Source organism: Staphylococcus sp. HMSC055A09, assembly GCF_001809655.1.
GTDB lineage: Bacteria > Bacillota > Bacilli > Staphylococcales > Staphylococcaceae > Staphylococcus > Staphylococcus capitis.
Window position 1 is genome coordinate 115,382 of the sequence record NZ_KV798349.1, and the last position, 23,193, is coordinate 138,574.

Annotated in this window: 25 protein-coding genes and 1 pseudogene; 24 read left to right on the top strand and 2 right to left on the bottom strand. The window is 33.7% G+C overall.

Annotated features, from left to right (window positions below; genetic code table 11):
- Positions 1-17 precede the first annotated feature (17 nt).
- The 10 genes from rpsM to rpsI all read left to right on the top strand — a co-directional run bounded on the left by rpsM (position 18) and on the right by rpsI (position 7,069).
- Positions 18-383, top strand: coding sequence for a 30S ribosomal protein S13 (gene rpsM / locus HMPREF2642_RS00820; RefSeq protein WP_002432712.1), 366 nt, complete (start codon positions 18-20; stop codon positions 381-383).
- 22 nt (positions 384-405) lie between these two features.
- The gene (gene rpsK / locus HMPREF2642_RS00825) at positions 406-795 is read left to right on the top strand and encodes a 30S ribosomal protein S11 (RefSeq protein ID WP_000101625.1); all 390 of its coding nucleotides are present in this window, start codon (positions 406-408) and stop codon (positions 793-795) included.
- 76 nt (positions 796-871) lie between these two features.
- Positions 872-1,816, top strand: a complete 945-nt coding sequence (locus tag HMPREF2642_RS00830; RefSeq protein WP_002453783.1) for a DNA-directed RNA polymerase subunit alpha — start codon at positions 872-874, stop codon at positions 1,814-1,816.
- 16 nt (positions 1,817-1,832) lie between these two features.
- Positions 1,833-2,201 (top strand): 50S ribosomal protein L17, encoded by a 369-nt coding sequence (rplQ, locus tag HMPREF2642_RS00835; RefSeq protein ID WP_002432926.1) that lies wholly within the window; start codon positions 1,833-1,835, stop codon positions 2,199-2,201.
- Between the two features lie 489 nt (positions 2,202-2,690).
- Positions 2,691-3,500 carry an energy-coupling factor transporter ATPase gene (locus tag HMPREF2642_RS00840; protein ID WP_023351309.1) on the top strand — a complete coding sequence of 270 codons (810 nt, stop codon included), beginning with the start codon at positions 2,691-2,693 and terminating at the stop codon, positions 3,498-3,500.
- On the top strand, positions 3,497-4,357 hold the full coding sequence (locus HMPREF2642_RS00845) for an energy-coupling factor transporter ATPase (RefSeq protein WP_049428244.1): 861 nt from the start codon (positions 3,497-3,499) through the stop codon (positions 4,355-4,357). The genes HMPREF2642_RS00840 and HMPREF2642_RS00845 overlap by 4 nt, the downstream gene beginning before the upstream one ends.
- Positions 4,347-5,153 (top strand): energy-coupling factor transporter transmembrane component T family protein, encoded by an 807-nt coding sequence (locus HMPREF2642_RS00850; RefSeq protein WP_049428239.1) that lies wholly within the window; start codon positions 4,347-4,349, stop codon positions 5,151-5,153. Before HMPREF2642_RS00845 ends, HMPREF2642_RS00850 begins: the two co-directional genes overlap by 11 nt.
- A 3-nt stretch (positions 5,154-5,156) precedes the next feature.
- The gene (truA, locus tag HMPREF2642_RS00855) at positions 5,157-5,960 is read left to right on the top strand and encodes a tRNA pseudouridine(38-40) synthase TruA (protein WP_002432901.1); all 804 of its coding nucleotides are present in this window, start codon (positions 5,157-5,159) and stop codon (positions 5,958-5,960) included.
- Between the two features lie 259 nt (positions 5,961-6,219).
- Positions 6,220-6,657 (top strand): 50S ribosomal protein L13, encoded by a 438-nt coding sequence (gene rplM, locus HMPREF2642_RS00860; protein WP_002432528.1) that lies wholly within the window; start codon positions 6,220-6,222, stop codon positions 6,655-6,657.
- Positions 6,658-6,676: 19 nt separating this feature from the next.
- Complete coding sequence (gene rpsI / locus HMPREF2642_RS00865) at positions 6,677-7,069, top strand: 30S ribosomal protein S9 (RefSeq protein WP_002443706.1); 393 nt, start codon at positions 6,677-6,679, stop codon at positions 7,067-7,069.
- A 217-nt stretch (positions 7,070-7,286) separates the two neighbouring features.
- On the opposite strand, the gene HMPREF2642_RS00870 is transcribed toward rpsI, so the two are convergent.
- Positions 7,287-8,018 (bottom strand): NAD-dependent protein deacylase, encoded by a 732-nt coding sequence (locus HMPREF2642_RS00870; RefSeq protein WP_023351310.1) that lies wholly within the window; start codon positions 8,016-8,018, stop codon positions 7,287-7,289.
- Between the two features lie 253 nt (positions 8,019-8,271).
- Here HMPREF2642_RS00870 and HMPREF2642_RS00875 point away from each other — a divergent pair, with 253 nt between their 5' ends.
- The 9 genes from HMPREF2642_RS00875 to HMPREF2642_RS00915 all read left to right on the top strand — a co-directional run bounded on the left by HMPREF2642_RS00875 (position 8,272) and on the right by HMPREF2642_RS00915 (position 16,726).
- Complete coding sequence (locus HMPREF2642_RS00875) at positions 8,272-9,027, top strand: DeoR/GlpR family DNA-binding transcription regulator (protein WP_002432763.1); 756 nt, start codon at positions 8,272-8,274, stop codon at positions 9,025-9,027.
- Between the two features lie 286 nt (positions 9,028-9,313).
- Positions 9,314-9,742: a galactose-6-phosphate isomerase subunit LacA gene (gene lacA, locus HMPREF2642_RS00880; RefSeq protein ID WP_002432864.1), complete on the top strand. Its 429-nt coding sequence runs from the start codon at positions 9,314-9,316 to the stop codon at positions 9,740-9,742.
- A gap of 14 nt (positions 9,743-9,756) precedes the next feature.
- The gene (gene lacB / locus HMPREF2642_RS00885; RefSeq protein ID WP_002432294.1) at positions 9,757-10,272 is read left to right on the top strand and encodes a galactose-6-phosphate isomerase subunit LacB; all 516 of its coding nucleotides are present in this window, start codon (positions 9,757-9,759) and stop codon (positions 10,270-10,272) included.
- 11 nt (positions 10,273-10,283) lie between these two features.
- Positions 10,284-11,216 (top strand): tagatose-6-phosphate kinase, encoded by a 933-nt coding sequence (locus tag HMPREF2642_RS00890; protein ID WP_064212203.1) that lies wholly within the window; start codon positions 10,284-10,286, stop codon positions 11,214-11,216.
- A 3-nt stretch (positions 11,217-11,219) separates the two neighbouring features.
- Positions 11,220-12,200, top strand: coding sequence for a tagatose-bisphosphate aldolase (lacD, locus tag HMPREF2642_RS00895; protein ID WP_002432501.1), 981 nt, complete (start codon positions 11,220-11,222; stop codon positions 12,198-12,200).
- A gap of 24 nt (positions 12,201-12,224) precedes the next feature.
- A complete protein-coding gene (lacF, locus tag HMPREF2642_RS00900; protein WP_002432608.1) occupies positions 12,225-12,539 on the top strand; it encodes a PTS lactose transporter subunit IIA in 315 nt (104 codons plus the stop codon).
- A 5-nt stretch (positions 12,540-12,544) separates the two neighbouring features.
- Positions 12,545-14,290: a lactose-specific PTS transporter subunit EIIC gene (locus tag HMPREF2642_RS00905; protein ID WP_016898635.1), complete on the top strand. Its 1,746-nt coding sequence runs from the start codon at positions 12,545-12,547 to the stop codon at positions 14,288-14,290.
- A 15-nt stretch (positions 14,291-14,305) separates the two neighbouring features.
- Entirely contained in the window at positions 14,306-15,718 is a 1,413-nt protein-coding gene (gene lacG, locus HMPREF2642_RS00910; RefSeq protein ID WP_070597534.1) for a 6-phospho-beta-galactosidase, read from the top strand.
- A gap of 141 nt (positions 15,719-15,859) precedes the next feature.
- Positions 15,860-16,726, top strand: a complete 867-nt coding sequence (locus HMPREF2642_RS00915; protein ID WP_037579012.1) for an alpha/beta hydrolase — start codon at positions 15,860-15,862, stop codon at positions 16,724-16,726.
- A gap of 192 nt (positions 16,727-16,918) precedes the next feature.
- On the opposite strand, the gene HMPREF2642_RS00920 is transcribed toward HMPREF2642_RS00915, so the two are convergent.
- Positions 16,919-18,139 carry an LLM class flavin-dependent oxidoreductase gene (locus HMPREF2642_RS00920; protein ID WP_049428224.1) on the bottom strand — a complete coding sequence of 407 codons (1,221 nt, stop codon included), beginning with the start codon at positions 18,137-18,139 and terminating at the stop codon, positions 16,919-16,921.
- Positions 18,140-18,286: 147 nt separating this feature from the next.
- Here HMPREF2642_RS00920 and HMPREF2642_RS00925 point away from each other — a divergent pair, with 147 nt between their 5' ends.
- The 5 genes and pseudogenes from HMPREF2642_RS00925 (at position 18,287) to HMPREF2642_RS00945 (ending at position 23,138) form a co-directional block, all read left to right on the top strand.
- Positions 18,287-19,291: an NADP-dependent oxidoreductase gene (locus HMPREF2642_RS00925; RefSeq protein ID WP_049428220.1), complete on the top strand. Its 1,005-nt coding sequence runs from the start codon at positions 18,287-18,289 to the stop codon at positions 19,289-19,291.
- 88 nt (positions 19,292-19,379) lie between these two features.
- Positions 19,380-20,393, top strand: coding sequence for a zinc-binding alcohol dehydrogenase family protein (locus tag HMPREF2642_RS00930; protein ID WP_049428216.1), 1,014 nt, complete (start codon positions 19,380-19,382; stop codon positions 20,391-20,393).
- Positions 20,394-20,591: 198 nt separating this feature from the next.
- Positions 20,592-22,166: pseudogene (locus HMPREF2642_RS00935) on the top strand (BCCT family transporter).
- A 183-nt stretch (positions 22,167-22,349) separates the two neighbouring features.
- On the top strand, positions 22,350-22,886 hold the full coding sequence (gene amaP, locus HMPREF2642_RS00940; protein ID WP_002432799.1) for an alkaline shock response membrane anchor protein AmaP: 537 nt from the start codon (positions 22,350-22,352) through the stop codon (positions 22,884-22,886).
- A 12-nt stretch (positions 22,887-22,898) separates the two neighbouring features.
- Positions 22,899-23,138, top strand: a complete 240-nt coding sequence (locus HMPREF2642_RS00945; RefSeq protein ID WP_002432747.1) for a DUF2273 domain-containing protein — start codon at positions 22,899-22,901, stop codon at positions 23,136-23,138.
- Positions 23,139-23,193 lie beyond the last annotated feature (55 nt).

The window sequence follows — 23,193 nt, forward strand, 5'->3', positions numbered from 1 at the left end:
GAGAGGTGTAAATTAATATGGCACGTATTGCAGGAGTGGATATCCCACGTGAAAAACGCATTGTTATCTCATTAACATACGTTTATGGTATCGGCACTTCAACTGCTAACAAAATTGTTGAAGAAGCTAACGTATCAGCAGATACTCGCGTTAAAGATTTAACTGATGACGAATTAGGTCGTATCCGTGAAGTTGTAGATAGCTACAAAGTAGAAGGTGACTTACGTCGTGAACAAAACTTAAACATCAAACGTTTAATGGAAATTTCATCATACCGTGGAATTCGTCACCGTCGTGGCTTACCAGTTCGTGGTCAAAAAACTAAAAACAACGCACGTACTCGTAAAGGCCCAGTTAAAACAGTAGCTAATAAGAAAAAATAATAGGTAAAGGAGGCAAAAAATAATGGCACGTAAACAAGTATCTCGTAAACGTAGAGTGAAAAAGAATATTGAAAACGGTGTAGCTCATATCCGTTCAACATTCAATAATACTATCGTAACTATCACTGATGAATTCGGTAATGCATTATCTTGGTCATCAGCTGGTGCATTAGGATTCAAAGGATCAAAAAAATCAACACCATTCGCAGCACAAATGGCTTCAGAAACAGCTTCTAAATCAGCTATGGAGCATGGTTTAAAAACTGTTGAAGTAACAGTTAAAGGACCTGGCCCTGGCCGTGAATCAGCTATCCGTGCATTACAATCTGCAGGATTAGAAGTAACTGCAATTAGAGACGTTACTCCAGTACCTCACAACGGTTGTCGTCCACCAAAACGTCGTCGCGTCTAATTTATGATTGTATTGTTACAGGTCACTGAGCAAACAGTTTAAATCTAGTCGACGTATTTAAGGAGGATATTTGTAAATGATAGAAATTGAAAAACCTAGAATTGAGACAATTGAAATTAGTGAAGATGCTAAATTCGGTAAGTTCGTTGTTGAACCACTTGAGCGTGGCTACGGTACTACACTAGGAAACTCCTTACGTCGTATCCTACTATCTTCATTACCAGGTGCAGCCGTTAAGTACATCGAAATTGAAGGAGTTTTACACGAATTTTCAGCAGTAGACAATGTTGTAGAAGATGTTTCAACAATTATTATGAACATTAAAAAATTAGCATTAAAAATTTACTCTGAAGAAGACAAAACTCTTGAAATTGATGTTAAAGATGAAGGCGAAGTAACTGCAAGTGACATTACTCACGACAGCGATGTTGAGATTTTAAATCCAGAACTTAAAATCGCAACAGTGTCTAAAGGTGGACATCTTAAAGTGCGTCTTGTTGCTAATAAGGGTAGAGGTTACGCATTAGCTGAACAGAATAATACTAGTGATTTACCAATTGGTGTAATTCCTGTTGATTCACTATATTCACCTGTAGAACGTGTTAACTACACTGTAGAAAATACACGCGTAGGTCAAAGTAGTGATTTTGATAAATTAACTTTAGATGTTTGGACTAACGGTTCAATCACTCCACAAGAGTCAGTATCATTAGCAGCTAAAATAATGACTGAACACTTGAATATCTTTGTAGGTCTAACTGATGAAGCTCAAAATGCTGAAATCATGATTGAAAAAGAAGAAGATCAAAAAGAAAAAGTACTTGAAATGTCTATCGAAGAATTAGACTTATCAGTACGTTCATATAACTGCTTAAAACGCGCAGGAATCAATTCTGTACAAGAGTTAGCTGATAAATCTGAAGCTGACATGATGAAAGTGCGTAATTTAGGTCGTAAATCTCTAGAAGAAGTTAAATATAAATTAGAAGATTTAGGATTAGGATTAAGAAAAGAAGATTGATAAAGGAGGTTAACTCATGGGTTACAGAAAATTAGGTCGTACTTCTGATCAACGTAAAGCAATGTTACGTGACTTAGCGACATCTCTTATCGTAAGTGAACGTATCGAAACTACAGAAGCTCGTGCTAAAGAAGTTCGCAGTGTTGTAGAGAAATTAATCACTTTAGGTAAAAAAGGAGATTTAGCTTCTCGTCGTAATGCAGCTAAAACTTTACGTAATGTTGAAATCTTAAATGAAGATGAATCAACACAAACTGCTCTTCAAAAATTATTCGGTGAAATCGCTGAACGTTATAATGAACGTCAAGGTGGTTACACTCGTATCCTTAAAGTAGGCCCACGTCGCGGTGACGGTGCTGAATCAGTAATTATCGAATTAGTATAATTTAAATAGGGTAGGATAATTTACAATTAGATTTCATTATCCTTACCCTTACCTTAATAAATACACTTACTACTTATATATAAAGCAAATGAGTGCAACGATAATGTTTGCCACATACAAATATTGTCTAGCTCAGAGTACCCCATCTAACTAAATATTTTCTATAAGCGTGAACTCAACAATTTGATGGGGTGCGCGCTTTTTTATTTGAATTGGACTAAAATTCAGTTTTAACCTCTATTTCGTTGTCCAATTTTAGTAAATAAGACTGATATTATATAGAGGTTATAGTCATTCGGACTTAATATCAGTCACTTATTTTTTTATTTAAGCTGAGACATTTTTAATGCTATATGTCCCAGCTTTTTATTTTTATCTAATACCTATTTAGTTCGATGTAAATAACTCATATGTGATATACAGATAAATTGAATTATTGTAAAATATTTAAAGTAATATTCAATATTCGAGTTTAAGGAGTTGTTTAATGTGAAAAGTCTTGATAATATCATTGAATTTAATAATGTATCATTTCAGTATCAAAGTGATGCGGCTTTTACATTAAATAACGTTAGTTTTACAATTCCTTCTGGAAAATGGACTTCAATTGTTGGACACAATGGGTCAGGTAAATCAACTATTGCTAAATTAATAGTCGGAATTGAGAAAGCTAATGAAGGACATATACTATTTAAAAATAAAAAAATTGATATTAATAGTATTCAAGAAGTTAGAAATCACATAGGTATTGTATTTCAAAATCCTGATAATCAATTTGTTGGTTCTACAGTAAAGTTTGATGTGGCATTTGGCCTTGAAAATCATGCCGTACCTCATGATGAGATGCAAAAGATTGTCGATCGTTCCTTATCGGAAGTAGATATGTTAGATAAAGCTGATTATGAACCACATTCGCTCTCAGGAGGGCAGAAGCAACGCGTTGCTATAGCTGGAGTTCTAGCACTAAACCCGTCTGTTATAATTTTAGATGAGGCGACGACAATGCTTGATCCTAATGCAAAGGCATCACTTTTAAAACTCGTTCATGAAGTTAAAGAGGATAATGACGTTACGATAATTTCAATCACGCATGATTTAGATGAAGTTATTGAAGCAGATAATGTTATCGTGATGAATAATGGAACGGTATTCAAACAGGGGTCCCCTCAAGAAATATTTAAATATACAGATGAACTTACTGCTATAGGTTTGGATTTACCTTTCTCTATGAAAATAAATCAACGATTAGGTTTCGATTCGTCATTTGTTACTTACGAAGGGTTGGTCAAAAAGTTATGACTATACAGATGAATAATGTCAGCTACACTTATCAAAAAGGAACGCCATATGAGTATAATGCAATAGAAGATGTCAATTTAACATTTGAACAAGGTAATTATTACGCTATAGTCGGTCAAACAGGTAGTGGCAAATCTACTTTAATTCAGCATATTAATGCACTTTTAAAACCAACAAAAGGGTCTATTACATTTGATGAAATAGAAATATCTCATAAAACTAAAGATAAATACTTAAGACCTATTCGTAAAAAGGTAGGAATGGTCTTCCAATTTCCTGAATCTCAATTATTTGAAGATAGTGTAGAAAAAGAAATAGAGTTTGGCCCTAAAAATTTTAAATTGGACTTAGAAAAGGTAAAGGAAAAGTCTTATCAATTATTATTAGATTTAGGTTTTTCTAGAGATATTATGTCTCTTTCTCCTTTTCAAATGTCTGGCGGGCAAATGAGAAAAATAGCAATCGTATCTATATTATCTATGAATCCTGAAGTTATTATTTTAGATGAGCCGACAGCAGGTTTAGATCCACAAAGTAAAAAACAAATCATGTCTTTAATTAAACGCATACAAATAGAAGAAAACAAGACAATCATTCTTGTTTCACATGACATGAATGATGTCGCACGTTATGCTGACGAGGTCATAGTCCTAAATAAAGGGCGAGTGGTAGAAACTAAAGAGCCGAGAGCGTTATTTAGGTCTACAAGCCAAATAGAAGATTGGCATATTACTTTGCCCAACATAGTAAAATTACAAAAAGACTTTGAATATAAGTATAATACTACTTTACCTAAATTAGCGTTAAACGAAGAAGAATTTGCGAGTTTATATAGGGAGTGGCAGAATGAAAAATAAATTAATCATTGGACGTTATCTCCCAAATCATTCGACTGTACATCATCTCGATCCTAGAGCAAAACTTATCTTTGTTTTTGTGTTTATAGTCTATATTTTCTTTTGCCATTCGTTTGGAACTTACGCATGGATATTTTTACTGATAATTGTTTTTATGAAATTGGCTAAAATACCATTCGGATTTTTAATGAAAGGTCTCACGCCTATATTTTTCTTTTTAATATTTACTTTTTTAATGCATATTTTCTTTACCAATGGGGGTAAGATACTTTTTCATTGGGGAATCCTTACAATAGAGTCCGATGGTGTTCTTGAAGGTATCTATATCTCTCTAAGACTTATATTTATTGTTATGATTGCGACAATAATGACATTATCTACTAGCCCTATAGATTTGACTGATGCATTTGAAAGATTATTATCACCTCTAAAGCTAGTTAAGGTGCCAGTGCATCAATTAAGCATGATGATGTCCATTGCATTAAGATTTATTCCTACGTTAATGGATGAATTAGAAAAAATTATCTTAGCTCAGAAATCAAGAGGTTCCGAAATAAGTTCAGGTAGCATAGTAACTAGAATAAAAGCATTCATCCCTTTAATGATTCCATTATTTATTTCTGCTTTCCAAAGAGCCGAAGAATTAGCAATAGCGATGGAAGTTAGAGGATATGATATGAATGTTAAACGTACGAGTTATAGGTTATTACATTGGCGTCTAAGAGATACATTTGCTTTATTAACATTAATACCAATTGCAATTATCCTATTTATTATTAAATTCTCAGGAGTGTAGACATTGCGAATTTTAGTAGAAATAGCATACCAGGGTAATCAATTTTTAGGATTTCAAATCCAACAACAAGGAAGAACTGTACAGCAACAATTTGAAAAGATTTTAAAACGTATGCATAAACGGCATGTACGAATTCATCCTACCAGTCGTACAGATAGAGGGGTGCATGCGTATCAACAATTTTTCCATTTTGATACTGAGTTAAATATAGATAATCAACAATGGCAATATGCGATGAATCGTTTTTTACCTGATGATATTTACGTCAAAAACGTTCAAACAGTAGAAGAAAACTTTCATTGTAGATATGATTGTGTCGGCAAGAGATATCGCTATAAAGTTTATCAAGGTGAACATCGTAATCCCTTTAAAAGTGGTCTCGAAACATTTATAAATAGTGATTTAGATTTATCAAAAATGAATGAAGCTGCGCATCATTTTATTGGTACACATGACTTTACGGGGTTTTGTTCTCAGAAAACGGAAGTGGAAAGTAAAGTAAGAACGTTATACCAAAGTGAAGTGGTTCAAACTGAGACAGGTTTTGATTATGTGGTTACTGGTTCTGGATTTCTTTATAACATGGTTCGTGTTCTTGTAGCATTTTTAATAGAGGTGGGAAAAGGGAAGCGACAACCCGACGAAGTTCCGCAACTACTTGAAGAAAAAAATAGAAACAATGTGCCTTTTACTGCTCCGGCAGAAGGACTTTACTTAGAAAAGATTTATTTGTCGCCAGAATCACTAACAGAAGAGTTTGGAAATGATATTAAAATACATCTTAAAAAATCATTGGAAAATGACTGAATGTCATTGACAAAAGCATTGTGAAATTATAAGATTATTAACGGTATTGTTTTATATCACCCCACGATAAGCCCCGGAAACTTATTGTGTTACTAGATATATAAGCAAAGTAGAACTACAGTTAATAAAATAAATGAAATCTTACGCTTTTAAATCGTAACAAATATTAAAATTGTGCGTTTTTTGATCATAGGTTCGAATGTGATCGATTGACAAAACAATTAAGAATGAAGCATTTATTTTTAGGAGGACAATTATTATGCGTCAAACATTTATGGCAAATGAATCAAACATTGAGCGCAAATGGTATGTTATTGATGCTGAAGGCCAAACATTAGGTCGTTTATCATCTGAAGTAGCTGCTATCTTACGCGGTAAAAATAAAGTAACTTATACACCACACGTTGATACTGGTGACTATGTAATCATCATCAACGCTTCAAAAATCGAATTCACTGGTAATAAAGAACAAGATAAAATGTACCACCGTCATTCAAATCACCCAGGTGGTTTAAAATCAATCACAGCAGGTGAATTAAGAAGAACAAACCCAGAACGTTTATTAGAAACTTCTATCAAAGGTATGTTACCAAGTTCACGCTTAGGTGAAAAACAAGGTAAAAAATTATTTGTATATGGTGGCGCTGAACATCCACACGCTGCACAACAACCAGAAAACTACGAGTTACGTGGTTAATTAGAAGGAGGAAATTACATTGGCACAAGTTGAATATAAAGGTACAGGCCGTCGTAAAAACTCAGTAGCACGTGTACGTTTAGTACCAGGTGAAGGTAACATTACAGTTAATAACCGTGACGTACGTGACTACTTACCATTCGAATCATTAATCTTAGACTTAAATCAACCATTCGATGTTACTGAAACTAAAGGTAACTATGACGTTTTAGTAAACGTTCACGGTGGTGGTTTCACTGGACAAGCTCAAGCTATCCGTCACGGAATCGCTCGTGCTTTATTAGAAGCTGACCCTGAATACAGAGGTTCTTTAAAACGCGCTGGATTACTTACTCGTGACCCACGTATGAAAGAACGTAAAAAACCAGGTCTTAAAAAAGCTCGTCGTTCTCCTCAATTCTCAAAACGTTAATTTTGGCGAACGCGCAAAAACACTTCCCATTATATGGGAAGTGTTTTTTTATTTTCAATTATCATTAGTTATAGAAATAAGTAATTAGAATCCGAGTGTTGTCGTTTATAACTTTTTATTTTATATATTCATTTTTAAGCGAGCTTTTCTATATTTTTAGTTACTAATTATTAAATTAAAAAGGTAGCATGATTGTTTCACGCTACTTGTATACGGTCTATTTTTTCATGATCTTTTCGACGACTTCTGTCATATCATCATGTATGACTAAGTCAGCACTTTGATCATATGGCGTGCGATCCCTATTGATTATTATTAAATTGTCACCTTTAAATTCTGAAACAAAGCCGGCTGCTGGTTGTACTACGAGTGAAGACCCTAGAACAACTAGCGTGTCAGCTTTTTGTAATTTTTCTAAAGCTCTAAATACTGTGTTTTGATTTAACATTTCTCCGTATAATACAATATCTGGTCTTATAATCTGCCCACATTTTTCACAATATCTTATGTGATTTTCCATCACTTGAGATTTTGAGTATTCATTGTAGCATTTGATACAGTAAAAGCGATTTAAAGTGCCGTGCAACTCATCGACATGACGACTTCCTGCATCTGAATGCAAGCCATCAATATTTTGAGTAATAACACCTAAAGATTTGTGTTCACGTTCTAAAGCAGCAATCCACTGATGTACAATATTTGGCTTTTTATCAGCTATTAATAATCTTTTATGATAAAAATCAATAAAACTCTCTTTATCATCATTTAAATGATCTACGCTTAGTAAATACTCAGGAGATTGACCATCCTTTGATATCTCATCAAATAGACCTCCCATCGAGCGGAAATCTGGAATACCACTTGCTACTGAAACACCCGCGCCTGTAAAAAACACAATGTTATTGGATCTTTCTAAAATACTTTTTAATAGTTGAATTTCCTTTTCCATTGAATCACCTCAGTTTTTGATTTATTTATAATTAATGGAAATCTGTAATTCTTATCTCAAATAACAGCAGGGATATTATTATAGATTCCATGTTATGATTTTTTAGTAGCAACAACTTCACATAAAATATTACTTTATCATTTTAAAGTATTTAAAGTATGTTATAAAATTATATTAAGACATAAGAAAAGTAATTTAAAGTTTAAACAAATTAAGATTGTAAATGATGTAATCGTAGGAAGTGGATATAGATATGAATAAATATGATAGACTCGACGAAATTACAAAACTCATCAACAAAAGAGGAACGGTTAGAACAAATGAAATTGTAGAAGGTCTTAATGTATCAGATATGACTGTTCGACGTGATTTAGCAGAGTTAGAAGAGAAAGGCGTTCTCACTAAGATACATGGTGGAGCTCGTAGTAATTCTGCATTTCAATATAAAGAAATGTCTCACCAAGAAAAACATACGCACTACATTGAGGAGAAACGCTATATCGCCAAAAAAGCAGTAGAGCTTATAGAAAATGGTGACACAATATTCTTAGGGCCAGGTACTACTGTGCAAAAATTGGCAGAAGAAATTCACCACCATTCACTTACTGTTATCACCAATTGTTTACCAGTTTTTAAAATTCTCATGAATAAACAGAGCTTACATTTTAGAGTGTATCTGCTAGGTGGAGAAATGAGAGATTTAACTGAAGCTTTCGTAGGAGAAATGACGAATCAATTATTGAATAACTTGAGATTTAGTAAGATGTTTTTTAGTAGTAATGGAGTTAAAGATGGTGTAGCGATGACATCTTCAATAGATGAAGCTTACACCCAACAACTTGCTTTAAAACATTCAATAGAGAAATATTTACTTATTGATTCTTCAAAAATTGGAAAAGATGATTTTTCATCTTTCTGTGAATTAAAAGAATTAAATGCGGTATTAATGGATAATAATAATTCGGAAAAGACAGAACAAGTTGAAAAATATGTTGAGGTCATTGACTAAAATATAGAATTTAATATCTATTAATTAATTATCCTTTATAGAGCGGTAAATGAATTCATTCTTTGAGAATGAGATTTCATTTCCGCTCTTTTTTGTTGATTTACAAAGCCAGTATAAACACTAAGTTCACTAAATGTTTGAAAACAAACATTAAATAAACAAAGTTCAAACAATATATGTTGAATTATTGTTGTATAGTGTTTATAATTTAAACATAGGTAATTGAAAGCGCTTTTCTTAATTGATATGTGTTTGCTTTCAAAATCATTTTAAAAGGAGACTTAAAATGACAATTATTATTGGTTCTGATGTAGATGGTAAACGTCTTAAAGATTTAATTAAAGTTTATTTGAAAGAGAACGATTTCGAAGTATTAGATGTAACAGAGGGTAAAGATTTAGATTTTGTAGATTCAACAGTATCTGTTGCACGTGAAGTTCAAAAGTCTGACGACAATTTGGGTATTGCCATCGACGCTTATGGTGCAGGTAGTTTTATAGTTGCTACAAAAATTAAAGGGATGATTGCAGCTGAAGTTTCAGACGAACGTTCAGCATATATGACTAGAGGTCATAATAATTCAAAAATGATTACTCTAGGTTCAGAAATTGTTGGGGACACATTAGCTAAGAATGTAGTTAAAGGTTTCGTTAATGGACACTACGATGGTGGGCGTCACCAAATTCGCGTAGATATGCTCAATAAAATGTGCTAATAGGAGGAGAATAAATGAAAATTGCTTTAGGTTGTGACCATATTGTCACTGATACAAAAATGGAAGTATCTCAGTTTTTAAAGTCAAAAGGACACGAAGTTATTGATGTTGGAACATATGACTTCACACGTACGCATTATCCTATTTTCGGTAAAAAAGTAGGAGAAGAAGTTGTAAACGGTAATGCTGACTTAGGTGTATGTATTTGCGGTACTGGTGTTGGTATTAATAATGCGGTTAACAAAGTTGCTGGCGTTCGTTCTGCACTTGTACGTGATATGACTTCAGCTTTATATGCGAAAGAGGAATTAAATGCAAATGTTATTGGTTTTGGTGGTAAAATCATCGGCGAACTTTTAATGTGCGACATTATTGAAGCATTTATCAATGCTGAGTATAAACCAACAGAAGAAAATAAAAAATTAATTGCAAAAATTAATCATCTTGAAAGTCATAATGCTAAACAAGAAGATCCACATTTCTTTGATGAATTTTTAGAAAAGTGGGATAAAGGCGAATATCACGATTAAGGAAGTACAACATGATTTTAACTTTAACATTAAATCCTTCGGTAGATATCTCTTATCCATTGGATGAATTACATATTGATACAGTTAATAGAGTTCAAAACGTTAGTAAGACAGCTGGTGGAAAGGGACTCAATGTAACTAGGGTGTTATCACAACTCAATGAACAAGTTGTTGCCACTGGCTTTTTGGGTGGTAAAATAGGCGATTTTATAGCAGAAAAGTTGAATCACAATCAAGTGAAACATTCATTTTTCAAAATTAAAGGTGAAACTAGGAATTGTATTGCTATATTGCATAATGGCAACCAAACAGAGATTTTGGAGCAAGGACCAACAATAACTGTGGATGAATCAACCGGGTTTTTGAAGCATTTAAAAGATCTAATACCAAAAGCTAAATCGGTTGTTATTTCTGGGAGCTTACCAAAAGGTGTAGATTCAAATTATTATTCAAAAATTATTGATATATGTAATGAAAATGATAAACCAGTCGTGCTGGATTGTGCTGGAGAAACATTAAAGGAAGCGTTACAAAATAATCACAAACCGACAGTGATAAAGCCAAATATTGAAGAATTATCACAATTGATTTCTACAGAACTTAATGAATCAACTGAAGAGCTGAAAAAAGCTTTAAATCATCAATTATTTAAAGGTATTGAGTGGATTATTGTTTCTTTAGGTGCGAATGGTGCGTTTGCTAAACATAATAATCAATTTTATAAAGTAAACATTCCTTCGATTAAAGTACTTAATCCAGTGGGTTCTGGAGATTCAACAGTTGCAGGAATAGCTTCAGCAATTGTTCATCATGAAAGTGATGAGAATCTACTTAAGAAGTCGAACACTTTAGGAATGTTAAATGCTCAAGAGGCACAAACAGGTTATGTAAATATGTCTAATTATTCTCAGCTCTTTGACCAAATTGAAATTATAGAGGTGTAAAACATGGTAAAAACAACTCAAAAAACGGCATCAATTGAACATCTAAGTAATGATAAAGGTGTCATCTCAGCTTTAGCTTTTGACCAACGTGGTGCGTTAAAACGTATGATGGCAAAACATCAAACAGATGAACCTACAATTGAGCAAATTGAACAATTAAAAGTTTTAGTATCAGAAGAGTTAACGCAATACGCGTCATCTATTCTTTTGGACCCTGAATATGGTTTACCTGCATCAGAAGCTCGTAATAAAGAGTGTGGTTTATTACTTGCCTATGAAAAAACAGGATATGACGTTAACGCAAAAGGTCGATTACCTGACTGTTTAGTAGAATGGTCAGCTAAACGACTTAAAGAGCAAGGTGCAAATGCCGTTAAATTCTTGCTTTATTATGACGTCGACGATGCAGAAGAAATTAATATTCAGAAGAAAGCTTACATTGAACGAATTGGATCTGAATGTGTAGCTGAAGATATTCCATTTTTCTTAGAAGTTCTCACTTATGACGATAATATTCCAGATAATAGTAGTCTAGAATTTGCGAAAGTGAAACCAAGAAAAGTAAATGAAGCGATGAAACTATTCTCAGAAGATCGCTTTAATGTTGATGTCTTAAAAGTAGAAGTACCAGTAAATATGAAATATGTTGAAGGATTCACTGATGGAGAAGTAGCTTATTCTAAAGAAGAAGCAGCACAATATTTTAAAGACCAAGACGCTTCAACAAAATTACCATATATTTACTTAAGTGCAGGCGTTTCTGCTGAACTTTTCCAAGAGACTTTAAAATTTGCACATGACGCAGGAGCTCAATTCAATGGAGTACTTTGTGGTAGAGCTACTTGGGCAGGCGCAGTTCAAGTATATATCGAAAAAGGTGAAGAAGCGGCTAGACAATGGCTTCGTACTACAGGATTCAAAAACATTGACGAGTTGAATAAAGTTTTAGAAACGACTGCAACATCATGGAAAGAGAGAGTTTAATTCTCGAAAGGGGACAGACACATCATGAATAGAGAAGAAGTACAATTATTAGGTTTTGAAATTGTTGCTTACGCTGGAGATGCACGGTCTAAGTTTTTAGAGGCATTAACAGCCGCACAAGAGGGAGAGTATGATAAAGCCGAATCTTTAATAGAAGAGGGTAATCAGTGCATTGCTGATGCACATCGTGCTCAAACTAGTTTATTACAAAAAGAAGCTCAAGGAGACGACATTGCTTATAGTGTAACGATGATGCATGGTCAAGATCATTTAATGACTACTATTTTATTAAAAGATCTAATGAAGCATTTAATCGAATTATATAAAAGAAAGAGTTGACCTTTATGAATAAGTTAATAGCATGGATAGAAAAAGGAAAGCCGTTCTTTGAAAAAATATCTCGTAATATTTATTTAAGAGCGATTCGTGATGGATTTATTGCAGCAATTCCTATTATCTTGTTCTCAAGTATATTTATTTTAGTCACTTATGTACCGAATGTATTTGGATTTACTTGGAGTAAAACAATGGAAGGTATATTAATGAAACCCTATAACTTTACGATGGGAATTGTTGGTTTCATTGTAGCAGGGACAACAGCCAAATCACTGACTGATTCATTTAATCGACGATTGGAAAGCACGAATCAAATTAACTTTATTTCAACAATGATGGCTGCAATGTGTGGTTTCTTGTTCTTAGCAGCCGATCCTGTAAAAGATGGAGGGTTTTTAAGTGCTTTCATGGGAACAAAAGGCTTATTAACAGCCTTCTTATCAGCGTTTATAACTGTTAATGTTTATAGTTTCTTTATCAAACATAATATTACAATAAAAATGCCTAAAGAAGTGCCACCTAATATATCACAAGTTTTCAAAGATATATTCCCATTATCAGCAGTAATCATTATTCTTTATGCGTTAGATTTAATTGCTAGAGCCTTTATTCATACCAATGTAGCTAACGCAGTATTAAAAATCTTTGAACCATTATTTACAGCAGCTGATGGTTGGGTCGGAGTGACAATTATCTTTGGTGCATTCGCTTTCTTCTGGTTTGTAGGTATTCATGGACCATCAATCGTTGAACCAGCCATTGCAGCAATTACTTACGCTAACCTTGAAGCGAACTTACATTTAATTCAAGCAGGCGAACATGCTGATAAAGTCATTACACCTGGTACTCAAATGTTTGTTGTAACTATGGGAGGTACTGGTGCAACATTAGTCGTACCTTTCATGTTTATGTGGCTAACTAAGTCTAAACGTAATAAAGCAATTGGACGTGCCTCAGTAGTTCCTACTTTCTTTGGTGTAAATGAACCTATCTTGTTTGGTGCGCCTTTAGTATTAAACCCAGTGTTCTTTATTCCATTTATTTTAGCGCCAATTGTCAATGTATGGATATTTAAATTTTTTGTTGATGTTCTGAATATGAATAGTTTTAGTATCTTCTTACCTTGGACTACTCCAGGTCCTCTAGGTATCGTGATGGGTACTGGTTTTGCGTTTTGGTCATTTGTATTAGCCATTGTCTTAATCGTAGTAGATGTCATTATTTATTATCCATTCGTTAAGGTTTATGATGAGCAGATTTTGGAAGAAGAGTTAGGTAATAAAGAAGTTAATAATGAATTAAAAGAAAAAGTTTCAGCTAACTTTGATACTAAAAAAGCTGATGCTATTTTAGCAACTGCCGGAGCGAATGAAGCTTCGCAAAGTCATGATTCACAACCAGAAGTGAATCAAGATCATTCTGACAGCAATATAACTGAACAAACAAATGTCTTAGTATTATGCGCAGGAGGAGGTACAAGTGGTTTATTAGCTAATGCTTTGAATAAAGCAGCAGATGAATACGGTGTACCTGTTACAGCAGCGGCTGGTGGTTATGGTGCACATATGGATATTATGAAAGAATATCAATTAATTATATTAGCACCACAAGTAGCCTCAAATTATGAAGATATTAAACAAGACACTGACAAATTAGGTATAAAATTAGCTAAAACACAAGGCGCTGAATACATTAAGTTAACTAGAGATGGTCAAGCAGCACTCGAATTTGTAAAACAACAATTTAAAAATTAGATAGGAGTTTTATTCATGACTAAGAAATTACCTGAAGATTTTATTTTTGGTGGAGCAACAGCAGCTTATCAAGCAGAAGGAGCAACTCAAACTGATGGTAAGGGGCGTGTCGCTTGGGATACATATCTTGAGGAAAATTATTGGTATACAGCAGAACCAGCAAGTGATTTCTATAATAAATATCCAATCGATTTAGAATTAAGTGAGAAATTCGGAGTTAACGGTATAAGAATTTCAATTGCATGGTCAAGAATTTTTCCGAAAGGGTATGGAGAAGTAAACCCTAAAGGGGTAGAGTACTATCATAAGCTATTTAAAGAATGTCATAAACGTCATGTTGAACCATTCGTTACTTTACACCATTTTGATACACCAGAAGTACTTCATAAAGATGGAGATTTCTTAAATCGTAAAACCATTGATTATTTCGTAGATTATGCAGAATTTTGCTTTAAAGAATTCCCAGAAGTTAATTTCTGGACTACTTTCAATGAGATAGGGCCAATCGGTGATGGTCAATATTTAGTAGGTAAATTCCCTCCAGGTATTAAATATGACTTTGAAAAGGTTTTTCAATCTCACCATAACATGATGGTTGCACATGCTCGAGCTGTAAAGTTATTTAAAGATGGGCAATATTCAGGTGAAATAGGGGTAGTTCATGCCTTACCTACAAAATATCCATTTGATTCTTCTAATCCTGAAGATGTTAAAGCAGCAGAACTAGAGGACATTATCCATAATAAATTTATTTTAGATGCCACATACTTAGGTAAGTATTCTCGTGAAACAATGGAAGGTGTTCAACATATCTTATCTGTTAATGGTGGTAAATTGAATATCCCTGACGAAGATTATAAAATTTTAGATGCTGCTAAAGATTTAAATGACTTCTTAGGTATCAATTATTACATGAGTGATTGGATGAGAGGTTATGAAGGTGAATCTGAGATTACGCACAATGCGACTGGAGATAAAGGTGGTTCTAAATACCAACTTAAAGGTGTCGGTCAAAGAGAATTTGATGTAGATGTACCTAGAACAGATTGGGATTGGATGATTTATCCTCAAGGATTATACGATCAAATTATGAGGGTTGTGAAAGATTATCCAAATTATCATAAAATCTATGTTACTGAAAATGGTTTAGGATACAAAGATGAATTTGATGAAAAAGAGAAAACTGTACATGACGATGCCCGTATTGATTATGTTAAGAAACATTTAAACGTGATTGCTGATGCAATTGCAGATGGTGCTAATGTGAAAGGATACTTCTTATGGTCATTGATGGACGTATTCTCATGGTCAAATGGTTATGAAAAACGTTACGGTCTTTTCTACGTCGATTTTGATACACATGAAAGATATCCTAAGAAAAGTGCTTATTGGTACAAAGAATTAGCTAAAACAAAAGAAATCAAATAATTTCCTTTTAAAAATTTATCATTTAAATACAGCTTGTATGTTCCAAAGACTCATTACATTAGATGTAGTGAGTCTTTAAATATGAGCAAATACCTCTCTAATCGTATATAATATATAAAATAAACAAAATGAGGTAAGATGATGAAATCAAAATCTTCTGCGATGGTCTTTATACTTATTATTATTGTTACTTTGATATTATTTACTGTACTTTGTAGCCGTCAATCGGGCAAACATATTCCGTCTTCAGTTACTCAACATCAACATAAACTTGTGGCCACTCTATTTATGCATGGATATGGAGGAAGCGAAAAATCAGAAAGTTTCATGGTTAATCAAGCAGTTAAAAAGGGCGTTACAAAGGATGTGATGATAGCAAAAGTATCTCGCAATGGTAATGTGACTTTTATTGGTTCTATAGATAAAAATGTAAAAAATCCAATTATAAAAATCGAATTTGAAAATAATCGCAATGGTGATTTTAATGAAAATGCACGATGGATTAAAAATGTCTTGTCTCAATTGAAATCCCAATATAATATCAATAAATTTAATTTTGTAGCACACTCAATGGGGAATATGTCATTTGCTTATTATATGAATAACTATGGAAATGATAAATATTTGCCACACCTTCAAAAAGAAGTAAATATTGCAGGTACTTATAATGGCGTACTAAATCTTAATGAAAAGATAAATGAAATAAACTTAGATCGAAATGGTAAGCCAAATAAAATGAACGATGATTTCAAAAAGTTATTATCTTTAAAAGAAGTTTATAAAGATAAAAACATTGATGTACTCAATATTTATGGAGATATTCAAGATGGCACACATTCTGATGGTCGTGTATCAAATAGTTCATCAAAATCTTTGAAATATTTACTAGGAAATAGTCCAAAATCTTACACGGAAAATAAATTTACCGGTAAAACAGCTCAACATAGCCAATTACACGAAAATAAAAATATAGCAAACGACATCATTCAATTTCTATGGAGCAAATAATTCATATAGTTGAAGCGCACTCATGCATTTGGCTCCTCACAATTTTAATGCATCAGTGCGCCTCTCTATTAAAACCATATCTTCTTAAACACCATCATGTTGAATCAACAGCCCACACTCCATACAGTTATCTAGTCCTACTCTATTCAACGAATAAAATGATTCAATATTGTGCCTAATAATGCAAACACACTAAATATCTAATTCTCGTGCCAATAATTCAATTAACTCAAAACGCGCATCTTCTCCATAAACATTTGGCAATATCATTAACTCATCTACTCCAAACAAACTTTTAATATCCTTTAACTGACGTGATACTTCGCGAGGCGAGCCATAAATAATTCTACGCTTATTCTGTTCAAGTTTCTCTTTCTCGCGCTCGCTATAAACTCGATTCTTAGCGGTTTCAATAGATGGGTAAAACTGAGGTTGATCTAAATAATTAATACGTAACAACCAAAGTTGTAATGCGCTTAAAAGCTCTTCAACTTCAACCTCATTATCACCCGTTACTACAAATGTAGCTAATATCACATACGGTTTCACACCACCAGAAAGTTCTTTAAAAGCTTCATGCACATGGCCTCTAGAATCTTCCTCAGAAGCTTCATGCACATGGTCTCTAGATTCTTCTTCAAAAGCCTCATGCACATGTTCGCCAGAATAATCCTTAACACCTCTATGTGAATCCCCAGCAAAATCTTCCTCTGAACTTCCATGAGATGTCCTACCAAAAGCACGATTATCGCCATCGCCAGACGATTTCCAATATCTACCATGCCAACGTGCAAACTCATTTTTGTAGACATTTATAACTTCTTCAATAGCACTTGACGATTGTCCCATTTTAGCAATAACAAATGGCAAACCGCGTCTGCCAGCTAACTTTGCACTTCGTTCACTCATACCTAAAATATACATTTCAGGCTTGGTCGGGATTAACGGGGTAGCTAATAACGTCTTGAAGCGGTGCGCTTTATCAATGTCATCATTCAAGTATTTATTCAAATCATCTAACTGTGTATCAAAATCTAGTTTTCTTTCTTTATTCTCATTTAATGCAGCGTTCACGTTGTTGAAACTTGGAGAGCGTCCTATCGCCATATCTACACGATGAGGATGGCGTGCTTCCATCATCTTAAATTGTTCAGCTACTTTATACGGGCTGTAGTGTGGCAACATGACACCACCACTTCCAATCTTGATATTACTCGTCTGTTCCAATAATGTCATCATGACCATTTCAGGGGCGCTTGATGCCACAGAACGAACTTGATGATGCTCAGCCACCCAATATCTCACATAACCTAATTGTTCAGCTCGTTGTGCTAACTCTACACTATGCTGAAATGCTTCGTGTGCACTTCTACCTTCAAATATCGGTACATAATCTAATATGCTTAATTTCATTTTAGGAAAATTAAACCTCCCATACGTCATGATTCAACCAATTTCTCAATGCTTGCTCTTATTATACAAGTGATTTTCTATGATTGCGATGACCTTGTTCGAGGTATGATATTTACAGAATTAATATTCAAAAAAGGGTGATATCATATGAAAAATGAACAAATCGTATTTAACAAAGTTCCAGATGGAATGCCACAAGATGATACATTCAAATATGAAGAAACTGATGTACAAGAACCTAAAAATAATGAAGTTCAATTAGAAACATTATATATTTCAGTGGATCCATATATGAGAGGCCGTATGACGAATGCAGATTCCTATGTCCAGCCTTTTAAAAAAGGAGAGCCATTCAATGGACATATCGTAGCTAAAGTTATTCAATCAAATGCTAAAGATTATAATGAAGGTGACATTGTCGTGGGCATGCTTCCGTGGAAGAAAATAAACACTGTATCAACAGAGCATATCGATAAAGTACCTTCAACAGATGTGCCACTTGACTTATATTTAAGCGTCCTAGGAATGCCAGGGCAAACTGCTTATCATGGCCTTTTAGACATTGGACAGCCTAAAGAAGGTGAAACCGTAGTTGTTTCAGCAGCTTCAGGTGCAGTAGGTTCAGTTGTCGGCCAAATTGCTAAAATTAAAGGATGTAGAGTTGTAGGTATCGCAGGAGGAGATAAGAAAGTAAATTATCTTACTAAAGAATTAGATTTTGATGCAGGTGTAGATTATAAGAAAGATGATTTCGCCCAAACATTAGCAGATGCTGTTCCAGATGGCATCGATGTCTATTATGAAAATGTAGGCGGTGAAATAGGTGATGAAGTATTTAAACACCTAAACACACATGCACGTATTCCTGTTTGCGGTGCCATTTCTTCTTATAACCATCCTGAAGAAGATATTGGTCCACGTATTCAAGGGACACTCATCAAGAAACAAGCGATGATGAGAGGTTTCTTAGTTGCCGAATTCGCTGATGACTTTAAAAATGCAAGCGAACAACTCGCTAAATGGGTACAAGAGGGTAAGATTAAGACTCAAGTATCTGTAGAAGAGGGTTTCGATAAAGTACCTCAAGCATTTAGAAATTTACTCACTGGTGATAATTTTGGTAAACAAGTAATTAAAGTCTCTGACGTTTAGTATCTTCATCTTCAAAAAAACTGTTTAAATGAGTGAATTGAATTAAATGCTATAATTAATTTAATAAAATCAACATAGAGGTGGAATCATGAAAGCAATAGGATTTAATGCACCGTTCAATCTAGAAGATGGTAATCAATTTCAAGAAATTGAATTTAATATTCCAAATCCAACTAGGAATCAGTTATTAATAAAGGTTCAAAGTATAAGTGTCAATCCGGTTGATACGAAACAACGCATCTTACCAGTTAACCATGCACCACGTATATTAGGATTTGATGCGGCAGGTATTGTCGAACAAGTTGGAGAAGATGTCACAATGTTTGAGCCAGGAGACTATGTGTTTTATTCAGGTTCTCCAAATCAGCATGGCTCTAATGAAGAATATCAGTTAATTGAGGAAGAATTAGTAGCGAAAGCACCATCTAATCTTAAGCCTGAACAAGCGGCAAGTTTACCTCTCACTGGTCTCACAGCATCTGAAACATTATTTGATGTGTTTCAAATATCTCATGACCCTGAAAAGAACAAAGGTAAATCTCTTCTTATCATTAACGGGGCCGGTGGGGTAGGTAGTATTGCTACACAAATTGCTAAAGCACATGGCTTAAAGGTTATTACCACTGCATCTCGTGAGGAAACGATTGAATGGACGAAGTCTATGGGTGCTGATATTGTAATCAATCATAAAGAAGATTTAAAGACACAACTTGAGCATCACGATATTAATGAAGTAGATTACATTTTCTGCACATTTGATACAGATTTATATTATGAGAAAATGATTGAACTTATTAAACCATTAGGTCATATCGCAACGATTGTTGCATTTAAAGAAAAGCAAGACTTAAATCTACTCAAACCTAAGAGTGTTAACTTTACTCATGAATTTATGTTCGCCAGACCAGTCAATCGCACGAATGACATGATTAAACATCATGAGTATTTGAAAGATATTTCTGAAAGGGTTGAACAAGGGCAATATCACCATACAACTACGAAGGTGATTAATGGTTTAACCACCGAGACACTTTACCAAGCTCATCAAATTTTAGAGTCAAATACGATGATAGGTAAATTAGTTATTAATGTGGAAAAATAATTATCGACATATTTCCTAGAAAGAATAGCAGTAAGATGATTTCAATTATGAATCATCTTACTGCTAATTTTATATTCAATCTTGTCGCCATCATAACTATACAATTAAAAAGTTATATATTTTAAAAATACAAAGTATAAATGATTGATAATACTTGGGATGGGTAATAAACATAGGAAAGAGGTGATTGTTTTATTTATGAAATCAACAAATACAAGTAAAATCAGCATTGTATTTTGGGTAGCATTAGCAATTTGTACAGCATTTGTTATTTATGGTGCGATTCTACCTAAACAACTTGAACAAGTTACGCAAACTGTAACTTCATTTATAGCAGTTCATTTTTCATGGTATTATCTTCTACTTGTCCTACTCATACTTATAGTAAGTGTTTATTTATTATTCTCTAGATATGCATCAATTACATTAGGTAAAGAAGGAGAAGATCCTGAATTCTCACTTCCTTCATGGTTTGCTATGTTATTTAGTGCAGGTATGGGTATCGGATTAGTATTCTGGACCACTGCGGAGCCTATAAGTCACGCGTTTACTTTAACTCCAATACATAAAGCTGGAACGCAGTCAGCCATTAATGACGCCATGCAATTTTCTTTCTTCCATTGGGGTATACATGCCTGGGCAGTTTACGGCATTGTAGCGCTCGTCTTTGCGTATTTTAGTTTCCATAAGGGATATCCCGGTCTTGTAAGTGCAACATTAACGCCCATTTTCGGTGAAAAAGCTATGCGAGGTCCGATAGGTGGTGCGATAGATGTATTAGCAGTCATAGCGACTGTAACAGGTGTTGCAGCAACATTAGGATTTGGAGCATTACAAATTAATGAAGGCCTTAACTTCTTGTTTAAAGTGCCAAATAACTTTGGAACACAAGTTATCCTTATTATCGTTGCTACTATATTATTTACTTGGTCAGCATGGTCAGGTATTGATAAAGGTATTAAAACTTTAAGTAACATCAATATGGGGTTAGCATTTCTAGTTTTAGTCGAATTATTCATTGTTGGACCGACACTTTATATTTTGAACACATTTACGAATGGTTTAGGGAATTACATAGCCAATTTCTTTAAAATGAGTTTGAGAATTCCATCAGGTGGAGAGAAATTTAAATGGTTACAACAATGGACAATTTTCTATTGGGCATGGTGGATTTCATGGGCGCCATTTGTTGGAATCTTTATCGCACGTGTCTCAAGAGGTAGAACAATCAAATAATTTATTTTAGGCGTACTATTTGTTCCAGCACTAGTATGTTTCTTATTCTTTGCAGTCTTCGGTGCTTCAGCAATTTATTTACAAGATCATCATATAGCTAATATTGCTAAAGCAGCTACAGAGACAGCTACATTTGCAACGTTAGAACAATATCCGCTTGGATTTATATTAAGTATTATTACTCTAGTAGTGATTATGATTTTCTTTGTGACTTCAGCCGACTCCGCTACTTATGTACTGGGTATGTTAAGTGCTCGTGGAGATATAAATCCTGCTTCATTTGTAAAGGTAAGCTGGGGTATTATCATGGCACTATTTGCAATAATTATGATTTACACTGGTGGCACACAAGCAATACAAAACTTACTTATCATAGCTGCATTACCATTTTCACTCGTAATCATAGTTATGATTTGGTCGCTCTTTAAGTCGCTTAGTGATGAAAAGCCACGTCCTAGCAATAAGGTATTAGTTAAGGATAAGAATTCTGACATTCTAGAATACCGTAGTTCTAAAAACGAAAAAAATTTAACATAATAATAAAAATATACGTTTTTCATCTAATTAGAATGGGAATAATGTATTATAAGTAGTGCTTCTTTAAATATTTTTAAAAATAGAATAAAAAATTGTTTTATTTATGTTTCAAAAAAATATTTATAGGGTACTCATTTAAAATGTAAACAAATTCAACAATGACATAAGGAGGTGCCGTGCGAGGTGAAAAGACTAAAAAATTTCATCCTCGGCCTTTTAATAGTCGCAATTGTTGGGTTCCTATTGTTTATGTACATAAAGGATAGTCGTATTAAAAGCTATCAAGACTACTTCCTTCATTTCAATTGGTTCCAACCACTATTAATTGGACTTGCGGGATTACTAATATTGATTGGACTCATATTAGTATTAAGCATATTCAAACCTACGTATCGTAAACCTGGACTTTATAAAACTTTTGATGATGGTCATATTTATGTATCAAGAAAAGCAGTTGAAAAATCTGCGTACGATACATTAACTAAATATGATCAAGTAAGACAACCTAATGTAGTAAGTAAGCTTTATAGTAAGAAAAAGAAATCATTTATCGACATTAAAGCAGATTTCTTCGTACCAAATGATGTTCAAGTGAAATCATTAACTGAAAGTATTCGCTCTGACATTAAGAAAAATGTTGAACATTTCACAGAAATTCCAGTACGAAAATTAGAAGTTAATGTTCGTGACCAGAAAACGTCTGGTCCACGTGTGTTGTAAGGGAGGGATATCATGGCTGAAAATAATAATCAAAACGGACAAGACTCTACACAACAATTAATCAATATATTTAAAGCATTTAAGTGGCGTATTATTGGATTTTTAGCATTTTTACTTATAGCTATATTATTCCTAACTCTTGGATTTTGGAAAACAATTTTAATCATTGTCTTGTGTTTAATTGGAATTGGTATCGGGTATATTAAAGACCGTACGCAAGACTTTATGAATTTCCTCAATAGATGGAGCTAGTCCAGTTCTAAAGGAATTAATTAAATCTAATTATTAATAATAACTAAATTTTGAA